This window comes from Micromonospora sp. CNZ303 (genome assembly GCF_004345505.1).
The window spans coordinates 50300-66753 of sequence record NZ_SLVT01000025.1; the positions used below are offsets into that span (position 1 = coordinate 50300).

A 16454-nucleotide genomic window follows, 5' to 3' on the forward strand; every position below is an offset into this window, starting at 1 on the left:
CGGCATGCGGAGATCCCTGGGCGGACGTTTAGGACCGCTCGATAGGGTCATCACTGAGGGTTCCGCCCATCTGCCGAGGAGCACAACCATCGTGGCTGCCAACCGACCTGAGCACCCCGCACTCAACTGGTCCGACCTCGACCGCCGGGCCGTCGACACCGTCCGCGTGCTGGCCATGGACGCCGTGGAGAAATCCGGCAACGGCCACCCGGGCACCGCGATGAGCCTCGCGCCCGCGGCCTATCTGCTCTTCAACCGGGTCATGCGGCACAACCCGGCCGACCCGAACTGGCCCGGCCGGGACCGCTTCGTGCTCTCCGCGGGCCACTCCAGCCTCACCCTCTACATCCAGCTCTTCCTCTCCGGCTACCCGCTGGCCCTGGAGGACCTCAAGTCGCTGCGGCAGTGGGGCTCGCTGACCCCGGGCCACCCGGAGCACGGGCACACCCCCGGCGTGGAGACCACCACCGGGCCGCTCGGGCAGGGCCTCGGCAACGCGGTCGGCATGGCGATGGCGGCCCGCCGCGAGCGCGGCCTGTTCGACCCGGAGGCGGAGCCGGGTCGGTCGGTCTTCGACCACGACATCTGGTGCATCGCCTCGGACGGTGACATCGAGGAGGGCATCAGCCACGAGGCCAGTGCCCTCGCCGGGCACCAGCAGCTCGGCAACCTCTGCGTGATCTACGACGACAACGAGATCTCGATCGAGGACGACACCCGCATCGCCAAGAGCGAGGACGTGGCGGCCCGCTACGAGGCGTACGGCTGGCACGTGCAGACCGTCGACTGGCGCGCCGGCGACGCCGACCAGGGCGACTACCACGAGGACGTGGAGGCCCTGTACCGGGCGCTGCTGGCAGCGAAGGCCGAGACCGGCCGCCCCTCCTTCATCGCGCTGCGCACCATCATCGGCTGGCCCGCGCCGAACAAGAAGAACACCGGCAAGATCCACGGTTCGGCGCTGGGCGCCGACGAGGTGGCCGCCACCAAGCAGCTGCTCGGCTTCGACCCGGCGCGGACCTTCGAGGTCGACGAGGAGGTGCTCGGGCACGCCCGCACGGTGATGGAGCGCGGCGCGCGGGCCCAGCAGGAGTGGACCACGGCGTTCGACGGCTGGACGAAGGCCAACGCGGAGCGCCGCGCGCTCTACGACCGGATGGCCGGGCGGGTCCTGCCGACCGGCTGGACCGAGGCGCTGCCGGAGTTCCCGGCCGACGCCAAGGGCGTCGCCACCCGGGCGGCCTCCGGCAAGGTCCTGGAGGCGCTCGCCGGAGTGCTGCCGGAGCTGTGGGGCGGCTCGGCCGACCTGGCGGAGAGCAACAACACCACCATGAAGGGCGAGCCGTCCTTCGTCCCCGCCGTCCACGCCACCAAGGACTTCCCCGGCCACGAGTACGGCCGCACGCTGCACTTCGGCATCCGGGAGCACGCCATGGGGGCCATCCTCAACGGCATCGCGCTGCACGGCGGCACCCGCCCGTACGGCGGCACCTTCCTGGTCTTCAGCGACTACATGCGCCCGGCGGTACGGCTCGCCGCGCTGATGAAGCTGCCGGTGGTCTACGTCTGGACGCACGACTCGATCGGCCTCGGCGAGGACGGCCCGACGCACCAGCCGGTGGAGCACCTGACCGCGCTGCGCGCCATCCCCGGCCTGGACGTGGTCCGGCCGGCCGACGCCAACGAGACCGCCTGGGCCTGGCGGCAGGCCCTGGAGCACACCGACCGGCCGACCGCGCTGGCGCTGAGCCGGCAGCCGCTGCCGACGCTGGACCGGTCGACCCTGGCCGGCGCCGAGGGCGTGGCCAAGGGCGGCTACGTGCTGGCCGAGGCGTCCAACGGCAAGCCGCAGGTCATCCTCGTCGGCACCGGCTCCGAGGTGCAGCTCTGCCTGACCGCCCGCGAGCGGCTGGAGGCCGACGGCACCCCGACCCGGGTCGTCTCGATGCCCTGCCAGGAGTGGTTCTTCGAGCAGGACGAGGCGTACCGGGAGTCGGTGCTGCCGCGCGGGGTAAAGGCACGGGTGAGCGTGGAGGCGGGCATCGCCATGTCGTGGCGCGGCATCGTCGGCGACTGCGGCGAGAGCGTGAGCCTGGAGCACTACGGCGCGAGCGCCCCGCACTCCGTGCTCTTCGAGCAGTTCGGATTCACCCCCGACCGGATCGTGGCCGCCGCGCACGCGGCACTGACCCGGATGGGCGACATCACCGGTTTCACCACCGGCAACTGAGGGGAGCGTGGACGGCATGACGGACAGGCTGAGTGAACTCACCGCCGCAGGCGTGGCGGTCTGGCTCGACGACCTTTCCCGGGTACGGCTGTCCTCCGGCGGGCTGGACCAGCTCCGCCGGGAGAAGCACGTGGCCGGGGTGACCACCAACCCGACGATCTTCGCCAAGGCGCTGAGCGACGCCGACGAGTACGACTGGCAGCTGCGCGACCTCGCCTCCCGTGGGGTGGAGGTCGAGGAGGCCGTACGCATGCTCACCACGTACGACGTGCGGTGGGCGTGCGACGTGATGCGCCCGTCGTACGAGGGCACTGGCGGGGTCGACGGCCGGGTCTCCATCGAGGTGGACCCGCGGCTGGCCCACGAGACCGACAGGACCGTCGCCGAGGCCAAGGCGCTGTGGTGGCTGGTCGACCGGCCGAACCTCTTCATCAAGATCCCGGCCACCGAGGCCGGCCTGCCGGCGATCACCGCCACCCTGGCGGAGGGGATCAGCGTCAACGTCACGCTGATCTTCGGGCTGGACCGCTACTCGCAGGTGATGGAGGCGTTCCTGGCCGGCCTGGAGCAGGCGAAGGCGAACGGGCACGACCTGTCGAAGATCGGGTCGGTCGCGTCCTTCTTCGTCTCCCGTGTCGACAGCGAGATCGACAAGCGGCTGGAGAAGCTCGGCTCCGACGAGGCCAAGGCGCTGCGCGGCAAGGCCGCCGTCGCCAACGCCAAGCTCGCGTACGAGCGCTACGGCGAGGTGTTCTCCTCCGACCGGTGGCAGGCGCTCGCCGACGCCGGCGCCCACCCGCAGCGGCCGCTGTGGGCCTCCACCTCGACCAAGAACCCGGACTACCGGGACGTCATCTACGTCGAGGAGCTGATCGCCCCCGGCACGGTCAACACCATGCCGGAGCCGGTCGTGCACGCGTACGCCGACCACGGCGAGACCCGCGGCGACACCATCACCGGCTCGTACGACGAGGCCCGCAAGGTCTTCGCGGACCTGGAGTCGGCCGGAATCGACATGGCCGACGTCATCGAGACCCTGGAGCGCGAGGGCGTGGAGAAGTTCGAGGCGAGCTGGCAGGAACTGCTCGACGGCGTCCGCAAGTCGCTGGCGGCCGCGGGCCGCGGCGCCGGCAACCCGAGCGACGCCGCGAAGGACAACGCGCAGGCCGCGCAGCAGGCGGGAGGGAACGCGTGAGCGAGCGTAGCGAGCGAACCATCAGGCTCAGCAGTGCGGCGCCTCGCGTCGCCGCCGAGCGGAGCGAGGTGGCGGCGTGAGCGACCTGCTCAACGGGGCGGTCGAGGCCGCCGCCGGGCTCTCCGTGCACGGGGCCGACAACGTCGACAGGTCGGCCCCCGCCTCCACCCGGGACGCGCTGGTGAACGCCGGCACGCCGGGCAAGCTGGCCGCGAAGGATCCGACCCTGTGGGGTCCGGACGCCGAGGCCGAGGCGAAGATCCGCCTCGGCTGGGTGGACACCTACCTGCGCAGCCGGGAGCTGCTCCCCCAGCTCGCCGAGCTGAAGGCGGAGCTGGCCGACCTGGACCACGTGGTGCTCGCCGGGATGGGCGGCTCGTCGCTGGCTCCCGAGGTCATCGCCCGCACCCTGGGCAAGCAGCTGACGGTGCTCGACACCACCGACCCGGGGCAGATCCGGGCGGCGCTGGCCGACCGGCTGGAGCGCACCGTGGTCGTGGTGGCCAGCAAGTCCGGTTCGACGGTCGAGACCGACAGCCACCGCCGGGCGTACTGGCAGGCGTTCCTCGACGCGGGGATGACCGAGGCGGAGGCCGGCCGGCACTTCGTCGTCGTCACCGACCCCGGCTCGCCGCTGGAGGCCACCGCCGCCGAGATGGGTGCCTTCACCGTACTCGCCGACCCGAACGTGGGCGGCCGGTATGCGGCGCTGACCGCGTTCGGGCTGGTCCCGTCGGCGCTGGCCGGCGTCGAGGTGGCCGAGCTGCTCGACGAGGCGGAGGCGCTGGCGGCCTCCCTGGGTGGGGACCGCGACAACCCGGCCCTGGCGCTCGGCGCGGCCCTCGGCGCGGCGGCCACCATGGGCCGGGACAAGGTCGCCCTGATCTCCGACGGCACCGGCATCGAGGGCCTCGGCGACTGGGCCGAGCAGCTGATCGCCGAGTCCACCGGCAAGGCCGGGGTCGGCATCCTGCCGGTCGTCGTGGAGTCGCCGCAGAGCCCGGGCGCCGCCGGCGACGACGTGCTCACCGTGACCTACGGCGGCGCGCTGCCCGCCGGTGCCGTCCCCGGCGGGGGCGTCGACGCCGACGTGGCCGTCAACGGCCCGCTCGGCGCGCACTTCCTCGCCTGGGAGTACGCCACCGCGATCGCCGGCGTGGTGCTCGGCATCGACCCGTTCAACCAGCCCAACGTCACCGAGTCCAAGGAGAACACCAACCGCATCCTCGACTCCGGTCCGCCGGCGGAGACGCCGTCGTTCACCGAGGGCGCCATCGAGGTGTACGCGCCGCAGGGCGCCCCCGGCGACCTGGCCGGCGTGCTCCGCCAGCTCGTCGACGCGACGGGCGACGACGGCTACCTCGCGGTGATGGCGTACCTCGACCGGTTCGCCGACGCCGACGCGGCCCGGCTGCGGCCGCTGCTGGCCGGTGCCGCCGGCCGGCCGGTCACCTTCGGGTGGGGGCCACGGTTCCTGCACTCCACCGGCCAGTACCACAAGGGCGGCCCGCAGGTCGGCAGCTACCTCCAGCTCACCGGCGCGGTCGTCGACGACCTGCCGGTGCCGGGCAGGCCCTACACCTTCGGGCAGTTGCAGGCGGCGCAGGCCGCCGGCGACCGGCAGGCCCTGGCCGAGCGGGAGCGCCCGGTGGTCCGGCTGCACCTGACCGACCGGCCGGCGGGCCTGGCCCAGCTGCTCGATGTGGTCGGGGCGTTGCGGGCGTGACGATGAGGAGCGTGGATGACGCGGAGCGAGGAGGCGGCGTGAACCCGCTGCGCGACCCGCAGGACCGCCGGCTGCCGAGGATCCCGGAGCCGTGCGCTCTGGTGATCTTCGGCGTCACCGGCGACCTGGCCCGCAAGAAGCTCCTCCCGGCCGTGTACGACCTGGCTAACCGGGGGCTGCTGCCCCCGGGCTTCGCCGTGCTCGGTTTCGCCCGCCGGGACTGGGGCGACGGGGACTTCGAGTCGCTCGCCCACGAGGCCGCCAAGAAGCACGCCCGCACCCCCTGGCGGGAGGAGGTGTGGGCGCGGCTGGTGGGCAACATCAAGTTCGTCGGCGGCTCGTTCGACGACGACGCCGCGTTCGACCACCTCTCCGAGATGCTGGACGAGCTGCGCCAGACGCACGGGATCCCGGGCAACGCCGCCTTCTACTTCTCCATCCCCCCGGCGGCGTTCCCCGTGGTCCTCAAGCAGCTGGCCCGCACCGGGATGGCCGACAACGCCAAGTCGGGCGGCTGGCGCCGGGTGGTGGTGGAGAAGCCGTTCGGGCACGACCTGCCCTCGGCGAAGGCGCTCAACGACCTGGTCGACGACGTCTTCACCCGCGAGGACGTCTTCCGCATCGACCACTACCTGGGCAAGGAGACCGTCCAGAACATCCTCGCCCTGCGGTTCGCCAACAACCTGTTCGAGCCGCTGTGGAACTCCAAGTACGTCGACTCCGTGCAGATCACCATGGCCGAGGACGTCGGCATCGGCACCCGCGCCGGCTTCTACGACTCGGCCGGCGCGGCCCGCGACGTGTTCCAGAACCACCTGCTCCAACTGCTGGCGCTGGTGGCGATGGAGGAGCCGACGAGCTTCGACGCCGACGAGATCCGCACGGAGAAGCTCAAGGTGCTGCGGGCGATCACCCTGCCGAAGGACGTCGCCGAGGGCACCGTGCGCGGCCAGTACCTGCCCGGCTGGGTGGGGGGCGAGCGTGCCGTCGGGTACCTGGAGGAGGAGGGCGTCCCGGAGGACTCGACCACGGAGACCTACGTGGCCGTCCGGCTCGGCATCCAGAACCGCCGCTGGGCGGAGGTGCCGTTCTACATCCGGGCCGGCAAGCGGCTGCCGCGCCGCGTCACCGAGGTCGCCATCATGTTCAAGAGGGCGCCGCACCTGCCGTTCAACGAAGCCGACATGGAGTCGCTCGGCAACAACCAGCTGGTGATCCGGGTGCAGCCGGACGAGGGCGTCGTGCTCAAGTTCGGCTCCAAGGTGCCCGGCACCACGATGGAGGTCCGCGACATCGCGATGGACTTCCAGTACGGCGAGGCGTTCACCGAGGCCAGCCCCGAGGCGTACGAGCGGCTCGTGCTGGACGTGCTGATCGGCGACCGTACCCTCTTTCCGGACGCCGCCGAGGTCGAGCAGAGCTGGCAGGTGGTGGACCCGCTGGAGCGCGCGTGGGCGGGCACGAAGCCGGAGCCGTACCGGGCCGGCGAGTGGGGTCCCCGCGCCGCCGACGAGATGCTGGCCCGCGAGGGCCGGGCGTGGCGGCGGGCATGAGCGCGAGGAGTGAGCCGGTTCTGCGAGCCCCGCAGTCGCGAACGAGGGCAGGTGCCGTGACCGGGCACAGCGAGCAGACCAGGAGGCTCCATTGATCGGCCTGTGGGACACCACCGGGAACGAGGTGGTCAAGGCGCTGGCCGCCGAGCGGCGCAGCGCGGGCGGGGTGGCCAGCGGCATGGCGCTCACCCTGATCGTGGTGGTGGACGAGAAACGGGTCCGCGAGGCGGAGGCGGCGGCGACGATAGCGGCCGCCGCCCATCCCTGCCGGCTGCTGGTGGTGGTCCGCACCGACGTGGAGCGCGAGCGCAACCGGCTGGACGCGGAGATCGTCGTCGGCGGCCGGCTCGGTCCGTGCGAGGCGGTGGTCACCCGGATGTACGGGCGGCTCGCCCTGCACGCGGAGTCGGTGGTGATGCCGCTGCTGGTGCCGGACGTGCCGGTGGTGACGTGGTGGCACGGTGAGCCGCCGGCCGAGATCGCCACGGACTTCCTCGGCGTGGTGGCCGACCGGCGGATCACCGACTGCGCGCAGGCCGCCGACCCGATCGAGGCGATGCGCCAGCGGGCCCGGGACTACGCGCCCGGCGACACCGACCTGGCGTGGACCCGGATCACCCCGTGGCGCACGCTCGTGGCGGGGGCGTTCGACACCACCCAGGCCAAGGTGACCGAGGCGACCGTGGTGGGCCCGCCCACCGACCCGACCGCCGCCCTGATGCAGGGCTGGCTGGCCGCGCGGCTCGGCATCGAGCCGGTGTGGGAGCACACCGACGCGTCGCCGCGGATGCGGGAGGTGCAGCTGCGCTGCGCCAACGGCGACTCGCTGACGCTGAGCCGGGACGACAGCGTGGCGACGTTCCGGCGTACCGGCCAGGAGGACCGGCAGCTGCCGCTCGTCCGGCGGCCGCTCGGCGACGAGTTGGCCGAGGAGCTGCGCCGGCTCGACGCCGACCAGGTCTACGCGGAGGCGCTGGGCACGGCGGCCGGGCTGGCCGGCCTCGACCAGCGCCCGCCGCAGCGGGTGCACGTCTGGAAGGACCCGGCCACGGCCCAGCGGGCCGAGGCGGGGGTCACCGCGCACGTGGGAACGAGCGCCGAGCACTGAGCGCCCGACTACCCGGGGCACCACGGAGGACCGACCGCGCGGCGGCCGGAGAAACGAAGGCACACAGATGAGTGAGGCGAGTGTCGCCGTCCACGCCGACGCAGACCTGCTGGCCCAGGCGGTGGCGGCCCGGTTGGTGGTCAAGCTGCTCGACGCGCAGGCCGAGCGGGGCCAGGCGTCGGTGGTGCTGACCGGCGGGCGGATAGCCGCGGCGGTGCACCGGGCGGTGGCGGCGCTGCCGGCCCGCGACGCCGTGGACTGGTCCCGGGTGGACGTCTGGTGGGGCGACGAGCGGTTCCTGCCCGCCGGCGACCCCGAGCGCAACGAGACCCAGGCCCGCGCCACGCTGCTGGACGCGGTGCCGCTGGACCCGGCCCGGGTCCACCCGATGCCGGCCTCCGACGGTCCGGCCGGGCCCGACCCGGAGGAGGCGGCGGCCCGCTACGCCGAGGAACTGGCCCGCGCGGCGCGGCCGGGACACGCCGCGCTCCCCCACTTCGACGTCCTGATGCTGGGCGTCGGCGAGGACGGGCACGTCGCCTCGGTCTTCCCCGAGCATCCGGTGCACCACGACAGCCGGCCGGTCAGCGCGGTGCGGGGCAGCCCGAAGCCCCCGCCGGTGCGGACCACGCTGACCCTTCCGGCGATCAACACGGCCGAGGAGGTCTGGCTGGTGGCCGGCGGGGCCGACAAGGCTCGGGCGGTCGGCATGGCGCTGGCCGGGGCGGGGCCGGTGCAACTGCCGGCGGCCGGCGTGCAGGGCACGGGCCGGACCCTCTGGCTGCTGGACCGGGCGGCGGCGGCCGACGTCCCGGCCCGCTTCCGCAGCCTGCGCTGAGGTGTGAGGAAGGGCCCCTTCTTAACGCTATGCGTCAAGAAGGGGCCCTTCCTCACACCTGCCTAGCCGGCGGGGCGGCCCCGTCGGCGGCGCAGGGCGGCGAGGGCCTCGGCCAGGATGGCCTCACCCTCCTCGGCGGTGCGTCGCTCCTTCACGTACGCCAGGTGGGTCTTGTAGGGCTCGGGCCGGACGCGGCCCGGCGGGTTCTGCGCGTCCTGACCGGCGGGGAGGCCGCAACGCGGGCAGTCCCACACCTGCGGCACCTCGACCTCGGCGGCGAGCCGGATCGGGGTGTGGTGGTCGTTGCGGCACCAGTAGGTCACCGTCCGGCACGGGGCCGGCTGGTGGCGTTCGGGCGCGGATCCGACCCGGGTGCCCGGGATGACGTTGCCGATGGGCACGGCTGCTCGCTCCTGTCGTCGGAGGGGAACCGCCGCGGAGAGGGCGGCGGGCGACGCGGTGCAGCGGGTGGAACGGACTGCGCGCGGCCCGTCGTCGACGGGCCGCGCGCAAATTGTACGACTTGGCGGGCTCAGACCGTGCCGCTGGCCATCTGGAGGCGGAGCCAGAGCCCCAGCCCGACGATGCAGGCGAACCAGACGATGCCCACCAGGACGGTGTAGCGGTCGAGGTTCTTCTCCGCCACCGAGGAACCGGCGAGGCTGGAGCTGACACCACCGCCGAACATGCTCGACAACCCGCCGCCCTTACCGCGGTGCAGCAGGATCAGCATCGTCAGCAGGATGCTCGTGATGACCAGCAACACGATCAACGTGTATGCGAACCAGATCGGCATGGCTGGGGTCAGTCCTCTCGTTACGATCCTCGCCCGGGCAGATCGGGCACGGTGGCACCGACCGACGGACGGGCGGAGTCAAGGATAGCGAGCGATCAGCGGGAGATGTGCTCCGGGAACCGGCAGATCTTCGCGAACTCCTCGGCGTCCAGGCTCGCGCCGCCCACGAGCGCCCCGTCGACGTCCGGCTGAGCCATGATCGCCGCGACGTTCGACGACTTGACCGACCCGCCGTAGAGGACCCGGACCTTGTCGGCGGTGTCCTGGCCGAAGGACTCGGCCAGGCGCTGACGGACCGCGCCGCACACCTCCTGGGCGTCCTCCGGGGTGGCCGTCTTGCCCGTGCCGATCGCCCAGACCGGCTCGTACGCCACCACGACCTTCTCCACCTGCTCGGCGGTGAGCCCCTTCAGGCCGCCGTCGAGCTGCTCGCTGCAGTGCGCCACGTGGGTGCCCTGCTCGCGGACGTCGAGCCCCTCCCCCACGCAGAGGATCGGGGTGAGCCCATTGGTCAGCGCCGCCTGCACCTTGGCGTTGACGAGCGCGTCGTCCTCGTGGTGGTAGGCCCGCCGCTCCGAGTGCCCGATCACCACGTAGGTGCAGCCCAGCTTCGCCAGCATCGAGCCGGATATCTCCCCGGTGTAGGCGCCCGACGCGTACGGCGAGAGGTCCTGCGCGCCGTAGCCGATGAGCAGCTTGTCGCCGTCGACGGCGGTCTGCACCGTACGCAGGTCGGTGAACGGCGGCAGGACCACCGTCTCGACGTCGGTGAGCTGCTTCTCGGTGAGGCTGGCCGCCAGCTTCTGCACCAGCAGGTTGGCCTCGAGGTGGTTGCAGTTCATCTTCCAGTTGCCGGCCATCAGGGGCCGGCGGGTGACGCTCGCCATCAGTTCTCCAGGGCCGCGATGCCGGGGAGGGTCTTGCCCTCCAGGTATTCCAGGGAGGCGCCACCGCCGGTGGAGATGTGCCCGAAGGACGACTCGTCCAGCCCGAGCGCCCGCACCGCGGCGGCGGAGTCACCGCCACCGACGACGGTGAACGCCTCGCTCTTCGCGATGGTCTCGGCGATCCCGCGGGTGCCGTGGGCGAACGCCGGCATCTCGAACACGCCCATGGGGCCGTTCCAGAAGATCGTCCGCGCGCCCTTGAGGGCGGCGGCGAAGCCGGCGACCGTCTCCGGCCCGATGTCGAGCCCGACCCGCTTGCTGGGGATGCCGTCGGCCGGCACGGTGTCGTGCGCGGCGTCCGGGGCGAACGCGTCCGCGGCCACCACGTCGACCGGGAGCATGATCTTGCCCTCGGAGCGCTCCAGCAGGCTGCGGCAGGTCTCGACCATCTCCTCCTCCAGCAGCGAGGAGCCCACCTCGTGGCCCTGCGCCTTGAGGAAGGTGAAGCACATCCCGCCGCCGATGAGCAGCCGGTCGACCGTCGGCAGCAGCGCCTCGATCACCGCCAGCTTGTCGGAGACCTTCGAACCGCCGAGCACCACGACGTACGGGCGCTCCGGCTCGCCGGTCAGGCGGGACAGGACCTCCACCTCGCGCAGCACCAGCCGGCCGGCGACGTGCGGCAGCCGGGCCGGCACGTCGTGGACGCTGGCGTGCTTGCGGTGCACCGCGCCGAACGCGTCGTCGACGTACGCGTCGCCGAAGGCGGCGAGCTGGTCGGCGAAGGCGCCCCGTTCGGTGTCGTCCTTGCTGGTCTCACCCTTGTTGAAACGCAGGTTCTCCAGCAGCGCGACCTCGCCGTCGGCGAGCGCGTCCACGGTGGAGCGGGCGGACTCGCCGACCGTGTCGGTGGCGAAGTGCACCCGCGCGCCGAGCAGCTCCCCGAGCCGCCCGGCGACCGGGCGCAGGCTGAACTGCGGGTCCGGCTCGCCCTTCGGGCGGCCCAGGTGGGAGCAGACGACCACCTTGGCGCCGGCCTCCACCAGCGCACCGAGCGTCGGCAGCACGGCGCGGATGCGGCCGTCGTCGGTGATGTCACCGGTCTGCTTGTCGAGCGGGACGTTCAGGTCGGCGCGCACCAGCACGCGCCGACCCGACACCCCCTCGGCGAGCAGGTCGTCGAGGGTACGGATGCTCACTTAGGCCAGCCCTCCGTTCGTGGCAGACGGCTCACTCACAGGGACTGACCGACCAGCTTGACCAGGTCGACCAGGCGGTTCGAGTAGCCCCACTCGTTGTCGTACCAGCCGACGACCTTGACCTGGTTGCCGACGACCTTGGTCAGCGGCGCGTCGAAGATGCACGACGCCGGGTCGGTGACGATGTCGGCGGAGACGATCGGGTCCTCGTTGTAGACCAGGATGCCCTTGAGCGGGCCCTCGGCGGCGGCCTTCAGCGCGGCGTTGACCTCGTCCACCGTGGTTTCCCGGGCGACGTCGACGGTGAGGTCGGTGGCCGAGCCGGTCGGGATCGGCACGCGCAGCGCGTAGCCGTCCAGCTTGCCCTTCAGCTCCGGCAGCACCAGGCCGATCGCCTTCGCCGCGCCGGTCGAGGTCGGCACGATGTTCAGGGCGGCGGCGCGGGCCCGACGCAGGTCGGAGTGCGGCGCGTCCTGGAGGTTCTGGTCCTGGGTGTACGCGTGGATCGTCGTCATCAGGCCGTGCTGGATGCCGAACGTGTCGTGCAGGACCTTCGCCATCGGCGCCAGGCAGTTGGTGGTGCAGGAGGCGTTCGAGATGATGGTGTGCTTGGCCGGGTCGTACTGGTCGTGGTTGACGCCCATGACGACCGTGACGTCCTCGTTCTTCGCCGGGGCGGAGATGATGACCTTCTTGGCCCCGCCGTCGACGTGCGCCTTCGCCTTGGTGGCGTCGGTGAAGAAACCGGTGGACTCGATGACCACGTCCACGCCGGCGTCGCCCCACGGCAGCTTCGACGGGTCCTTCTCGGCGTACGCCTTGATGGTCTTGCCGCCCACGGTGATCTCGTCGGCGGTGGCCTTCACCTCGTGCGGCAGGCGGCCCAGGATGCTGTCGTACTTGAGCAGGTGGGCGAGCGTCGCGTTGTCGGTCAGGTCGTTGACCGCCACGACCTCGATGTCAGCGCCGGACGCCAGCACTGCCCGGAAGAAGTTGCGGCCGATCCGGCCGAAGCCGTTGATGCCAACCCGGATGGTCACAGGTCCCATCTCCTTGCGTTCTGGTCCGCCGGCGTAAGACCCGGGCCGGCGGAGGTGTGTGCGCCGACCGTTGGAGCCGGCCGTTGACGGTTCATCTCGGCCACCCCGCCGCGGTCTCGAAGGACCTGACCGCCCGAGGCGGTGTGCACGGCGAGGAGTGCCTGTGCCGGCCCCCTTGCCGTACGCAGCGACCTTATCCGAGCGTGCGGCGCAGTGCAGCGCCGGGTGGTGACCCCACCGGCGCCGCCGACCCGCACCGTCCTATCAGACCACGAGCATGTCGGGCGTGACTGCCGCTTCCGTATCCGGGATGCCCAGGTCCCGGGCCCGCTTGTCGGCCAGCGCCAACAGCCGGCGGATCCGGCCGGCGATCGCGTCCTTGGTCAGCGGCGGATCGGCCAGCGCGCCCAGCTCCTCCAACGAGGCCTGCCGGTGCTCCAGGCGCAGCCGGCCGGCGGAGGTGAGGTGGTTGGGCGCGTCCTCGGCGAGGATCTCCAGCGCCCGCGTCACCCGGGCGGCGGCGGCGACCGCGGCCCGCGCCGAGCGGCGCAGGTTGGCGTCGTCGAAGTTGGCCAGCCGGTTGGCGGTGGCCCGCACCTCGCGGCGTACCCGGCGCTCCTCCCAGGCCAGCACGCTGGAGTGGGCGCCGATGCGGGTGAGCAGCGCGGCGATCGCGTCGCCGTCCTTGACCACCACGCGGTCCACGCCGCGCACCTCGCGGGGCTTGGCGGTGATGCCGATCCGGCGGGCCGCGCCCACCAGGGCCAGCGCGGACTCCGGGCCCGGGCAGGTGATCTCCAGCGCGCTGGAGCGGCCCGGCTCGGTCAGCGAGCCGTGCGCCATGAACGCGCCGCGCCAGGCCGACACCGCGCAGCAGACGTTCGCCGCCACGACGTGCGGCGGCAGCCCCCGCACGGGACGCCCGCGCACGTCGAGCAGCCCGGTCTGCCGTGCGAGGGCCTCACCGTCCTTGACCACCCGCACGATGAAGTGGCTGCCCTTGCGCAGGCCACCGGACGCGAGCACGTGGATCTCACTCGGATAGCCGTAGACCTCCGCGATCTCCCGTCGCAGCCGCCGGGCCACCGCCCCCGTGTCGAGTTCGGCCTCCACCACGACCCGACCGGAGACGATGTGCAGCCCGCCGGCGAAGCGCAGCAGCGCCGCCATCTCCGCCCGCCGGCAGCAGGGCTTGGGCACGTCGACCCGACTCAGCTCGTCCTTGACCGCAGCCGTCATCGCCATTGTGCGTCCCCTCACGGACCTGTTCCGGCGTGTCGCCGGAGATTACGTACGTGTCTAACGATCGGCGCCCAGGACAGGCACCAGTGCGGCGCCCAGGGCGGCCGGATCATGACGGGGAGTGCCGTCGGTGACCGCGACGGGAGCGAGGACCAGGCGGGCACCCAGCGATTCTGCCGCACGTTCGACCGGTTCGGGGTCACCCGCCGCCTTGGAATCGGCGACCACACGGTCGACCCTCAGCTCCGGCAGGTACGAGCGCAGCGCGGCCAGATGGTCAGCCTGGGAGAGCCCGGAGGTCTCCTTCTCGGCGGCGAGGTTCAGCGTGACGAGCCGCCGCGCCGGACTGGCGACGATCGCGGCGGCGAGCTGCGGCACCAGCAGGTGCGGCAGGACGCTCGTGTACCAGCTGCCCGGCCCGAAGATCAGCCAGTCGGCCGCGCCGATCGCGGCGACCGCCTGCGGGCAGGCCTCCGGCGCGACCGGGGTGAGCCGCAACGACTCCACCCGGCCGGTGGTCACCGCGACCTGGTGCTGGCCCGTGATCGTGCGCACCTCGTCCGGCCGGCCCGGGTCGGCGCCGCGTACCCGCGCCTCGATCCCCACCGGCTCGCACGACATCGGCAGCACCCGGCCGACCGCGCCGAGCATCGCGCCGGCGTGCTCCAGGGCGGCCACCGGGTCGCCGAGCAGCTCCATCAGCCCGCAGAGCACCAGGTTGCCCACCGCGTGCCCGGCCAGCCCGCCGGCCTCGGGGCCCGCCCGCCCGGCCGCACCGGCACCCGCCCGTCCTCCGGCGGCCCCACCGGCCGCCCCTCCGGGCGTCCCTCCGGCGCCCGCGGCCGGCCCCGGGTCGGAAGGGGCCCGCCCGGTACCGGAGACCGGAGGGCGGCCCGCCGCTCCGCCCCCCGCGGGAGCCGGGCCGCCAGCGGGGGGCGGCACCTCGGCGTAGCGGTGTTGGAAGAGCTTGGCACTGCGCCGGGTGGCCGGATGGTCGCCGGCCAGCGCGACCAGCGCCTGCCGCAGGTCGCCCGGGGGCAGGCCGCCCCGCTCGGCCCGCAGCCGGCCGCTGGAGCCGCCGTCGTCGCCGACGGTGACCACCGCCGTGATGTCGAGGTCCAGCTCGGGGGCGCAGCGGCGCAGGGCGCGCAGCGAGGCGGACAGGCCGTGCCCGCCGCCGAAGGCGACCACACGCGTCGCCGTCACTCGCGCCCCAGGTCGCGGTGCTGCGCGTTGGCGGCCAGACCCGAGTGGCGCAGCCGGGCGGCCAACTCCTCGGCGATGGCCACACTGCGGTGCTTGCCGCCGGTGCAGCCGACCGCCACCGTCAGGTAGCGCTTGCCCTCCCGCTCGAAGCCGGCGGTGGTCGCGTTGACCAGGTCGGCGTACGACCCGACGAAGGCGTCCGCGCCCTCCTGCCCCAGCACGTACGAGCTGACCGCCTCCTCCCGGCCGGTGTGCTCGCGCAGTTCCGGCACCCAGTACGGGTTGGGCAGGAAGCGGGCGTCGAGCACGAAGTCGGCGTCCGGCGGCAGGCCGTACTTGAAGCCGAAGGAGAGCACGGTGACCCGCAGCCGGCGGGCGTCCTCGCCACCGAAGAGCTCCTCGACGCGGCGGCGCAGCTGGTTCACGTTCAGGTGGCTCGTGTCGATGATCACGTCGGCCTGGTCGCGGGCCTCCTCCAGCAGGCCGCGCTCGACCGCGATGCCGTCGGCGAGCCGCCCGTCGCCCTGCAACGGGTGCGAGCGCCGGACGCTCTCGAACCGCCGGATGAGCACCTCGTCGTCGGCGTCGACGAAGACCACCCGGGGCGAGAAGCCGCGCTCCTTCAGCTCCCGGATCGCCCCCGCCAGGTCGGTGGAGAAGGCGCGCGAGCGCACGTCCAGCACCATCGCCGTACGCCGGGCCGCCCCGCCCGCCTTGAACGCCAGCTCGGCCATGTCGAGCATCAGCGCCTGCGGCAGGTTGTCCACCACGTAGAACCCGACGTTCTCCAACGCCCTGGCCACCGTGCTGCGGCCGCCGCCGGAGAGCCCGGTGACCACCACCAGGGTGGTGTCCGACTCCGCCGGTGTCTGCTGCCCGGTCACCGTCGCGCCCCGTTCCTCGGCCGTACGCGCCTCGCTCACCCGCTACCCCCAAGCCGTGGCGCCGCGGCCGGCACCCCCGGCCGCGCGTGGTCAATCAGCGACTCTATCCCGCACCGCCCCCGCGCTGCCGGCACGTCCCCGGCCGCCGCCCTGGTGGCGTCCGCCCCGGCGGAGGGCCGGACCTGGGCGTGGGGGTCGTGCCCCCGACAGGCGGACCGGCTTCCTGTTCACGAGGATCAATCCGGAGTACTTCGCCCTGGGCCGGGAGGGCCTCCACGAGGTCTCCGCCGAGCACTCCCGCGACCTGGGCCGCTTCGCCAAGCAGCTCACCCACGTGGTCTGCACCGGGGTCAACGGCCGCTACGACCAGGTGACCATGGTCGAGGCGGACACCCTGGAAGAGATCAACGTGGCGGCCACGGCGTTCCGGATGGGCAACAAGGCGCGCTACATCGAGATCGTCGACATCGTGGTCGGGATGAAGGCCCCGCCGCGCGGGCTGCCCAAGCGTTCCGCCCAGCCCGCCGAGAGCGACGCCCAGCCCGGCTGA

15 protein-coding genes are annotated in these 16454 nt (G+C 73.0%); 7 read left to right on the top strand and 8 right to left on the bottom strand.

What is annotated here, in order from left to right:
• Positions 1 to 91: 91 nt before the first annotated feature.
• The 6 genes from tkt to pgl all read left to right on the top strand — a co-directional run bounded on the left by tkt (position 92) and on the right by pgl (position 8650).
• Entirely contained in the window at positions 92 to 2230 is a 2139-nt protein-coding gene (tkt, locus tag EV374_RS28995; protein WP_132240331.1) for a transketolase, read from the top strand.
• A 16-nt stretch (positions 2231 to 2246) separates the two neighbouring features.
• A complete protein-coding gene (tal, locus tag EV374_RS29000) occupies positions 2247 to 3425 on the top strand; it encodes a transaldolase (protein WP_132240332.1) in 1179 nt (392 codons plus the stop codon).
• 76 nt (positions 3426 to 3501) lie between these two features.
• The gene (locus EV374_RS29005; protein WP_132240333.1) at positions 3502 to 5151 is read left to right on the top strand and encodes a glucose-6-phosphate isomerase; all 1650 of its coding nucleotides are present in this window, start codon (positions 3502 to 3504) and stop codon (positions 5149 to 5151) included.
• A gap of 2 nt (positions 5152 to 5153) precedes the next feature.
• Positions 5154 to 6704: a glucose-6-phosphate dehydrogenase gene (gene zwf, locus EV374_RS29010; protein ID WP_132240334.1), complete on the top strand. Its 1551-nt coding sequence runs from the start codon at positions 5154 to 5156 to the stop codon at positions 6702 to 6704.
• 91 nt (positions 6705 to 6795) lie between these two features.
• Positions 6796 to 7812, top strand: a complete 1017-nt coding sequence (locus tag EV374_RS29015) for a glucose-6-phosphate dehydrogenase assembly protein OpcA (RefSeq protein WP_132240335.1) — start codon at positions 6796 to 6798, stop codon at positions 7810 to 7812.
• A 67-nt stretch (positions 7813 to 7879) separates the two neighbouring features.
• On the top strand, positions 7880 to 8650 hold the full coding sequence (gene pgl / locus EV374_RS29020; RefSeq protein ID WP_132240336.1) for a 6-phosphogluconolactonase: 771 nt from the start codon (positions 7880 to 7882) through the stop codon (positions 8648 to 8650).
• Between the two features lie 62 nt (positions 8651 to 8712).
• Here pgl and EV374_RS29025 read toward each other — a convergent pair whose 3' ends face one another.
• The 8 genes from EV374_RS29025 to rapZ all read right to left on the bottom strand — a co-directional run bounded on the left by EV374_RS29025 (position 8713) and on the right by rapZ (position 15904).
• Entirely contained in the window at positions 8713 to 9051 is a 339-nt protein-coding gene (locus tag EV374_RS29025; protein WP_132240337.1) for an RNA polymerase-binding protein RbpA, read from the bottom strand.
• 131 nt (positions 9052 to 9182) lie between these two features.
• The gene (gene secG / locus EV374_RS29030) at positions 9183 to 9446 is read right to left on the bottom strand and encodes a preprotein translocase subunit SecG (protein ID WP_121400676.1); all 264 of its coding nucleotides are present in this window, start codon (positions 9444 to 9446) and stop codon (positions 9183 to 9185) included.
• A 95-nt stretch (positions 9447 to 9541) separates the two neighbouring features.
• Complete coding sequence (gene tpiA, locus EV374_RS29035) at positions 9542 to 10333, bottom strand: triose-phosphate isomerase (protein ID WP_132240338.1); 792 nt, start codon at positions 10331 to 10333, stop codon at positions 9542 to 9544.
• Entirely contained in the window at positions 10333 to 11532 is a 1200-nt protein-coding gene (locus EV374_RS29040; RefSeq protein WP_132240339.1) for a phosphoglycerate kinase, read from the bottom strand. Before EV374_RS29040 ends, tpiA begins: the two co-directional genes overlap by 1 nt.
• 35 nt (positions 11533 to 11567) lie before the next feature.
• Positions 11568 to 12572, bottom strand: coding sequence for a type I glyceraldehyde-3-phosphate dehydrogenase (gap, locus tag EV374_RS29045; protein WP_132240340.1), 1005 nt, complete (start codon positions 12570 to 12572; stop codon positions 11568 to 11570).
• A 264-nt stretch (positions 12573 to 12836) separates the two neighbouring features.
• Complete coding sequence (whiA, locus tag EV374_RS29050) at positions 12837 to 13817, bottom strand: DNA-binding protein WhiA (RefSeq protein ID WP_132240341.1); 981 nt, start codon at positions 13815 to 13817, stop codon at positions 12837 to 12839.
• A 54-nt stretch (positions 13818 to 13871) separates the two neighbouring features.
• Positions 13872 to 15020 (bottom strand): 2-phospho-L-lactate transferase CofD family protein, encoded by a 1149-nt coding sequence (locus EV374_RS29055; protein WP_132240342.1) that lies wholly within the window; start codon positions 15018 to 15020, stop codon positions 13872 to 13874.
• Positions 15017 to 15904: an RNase adapter RapZ gene (gene rapZ, locus EV374_RS29060; RefSeq protein WP_132240378.1), complete on the bottom strand. Its 888-nt coding sequence runs from the start codon at positions 15902 to 15904 to the stop codon at positions 15017 to 15019. Before rapZ ends, EV374_RS29055 begins: the two co-directional genes overlap by 4 nt.
• Positions 15905 to 15959: 55 nt before the next feature.
• On the opposite strand from rapZ, the gene EV374_RS29065 reads away from it, so the two are divergent.
• A complete protein-coding gene (locus EV374_RS29065; protein WP_486486022.1) occupies positions 15960 to 16454 on the top strand; it encodes a hypothetical protein in 495 nt (164 codons plus the stop codon).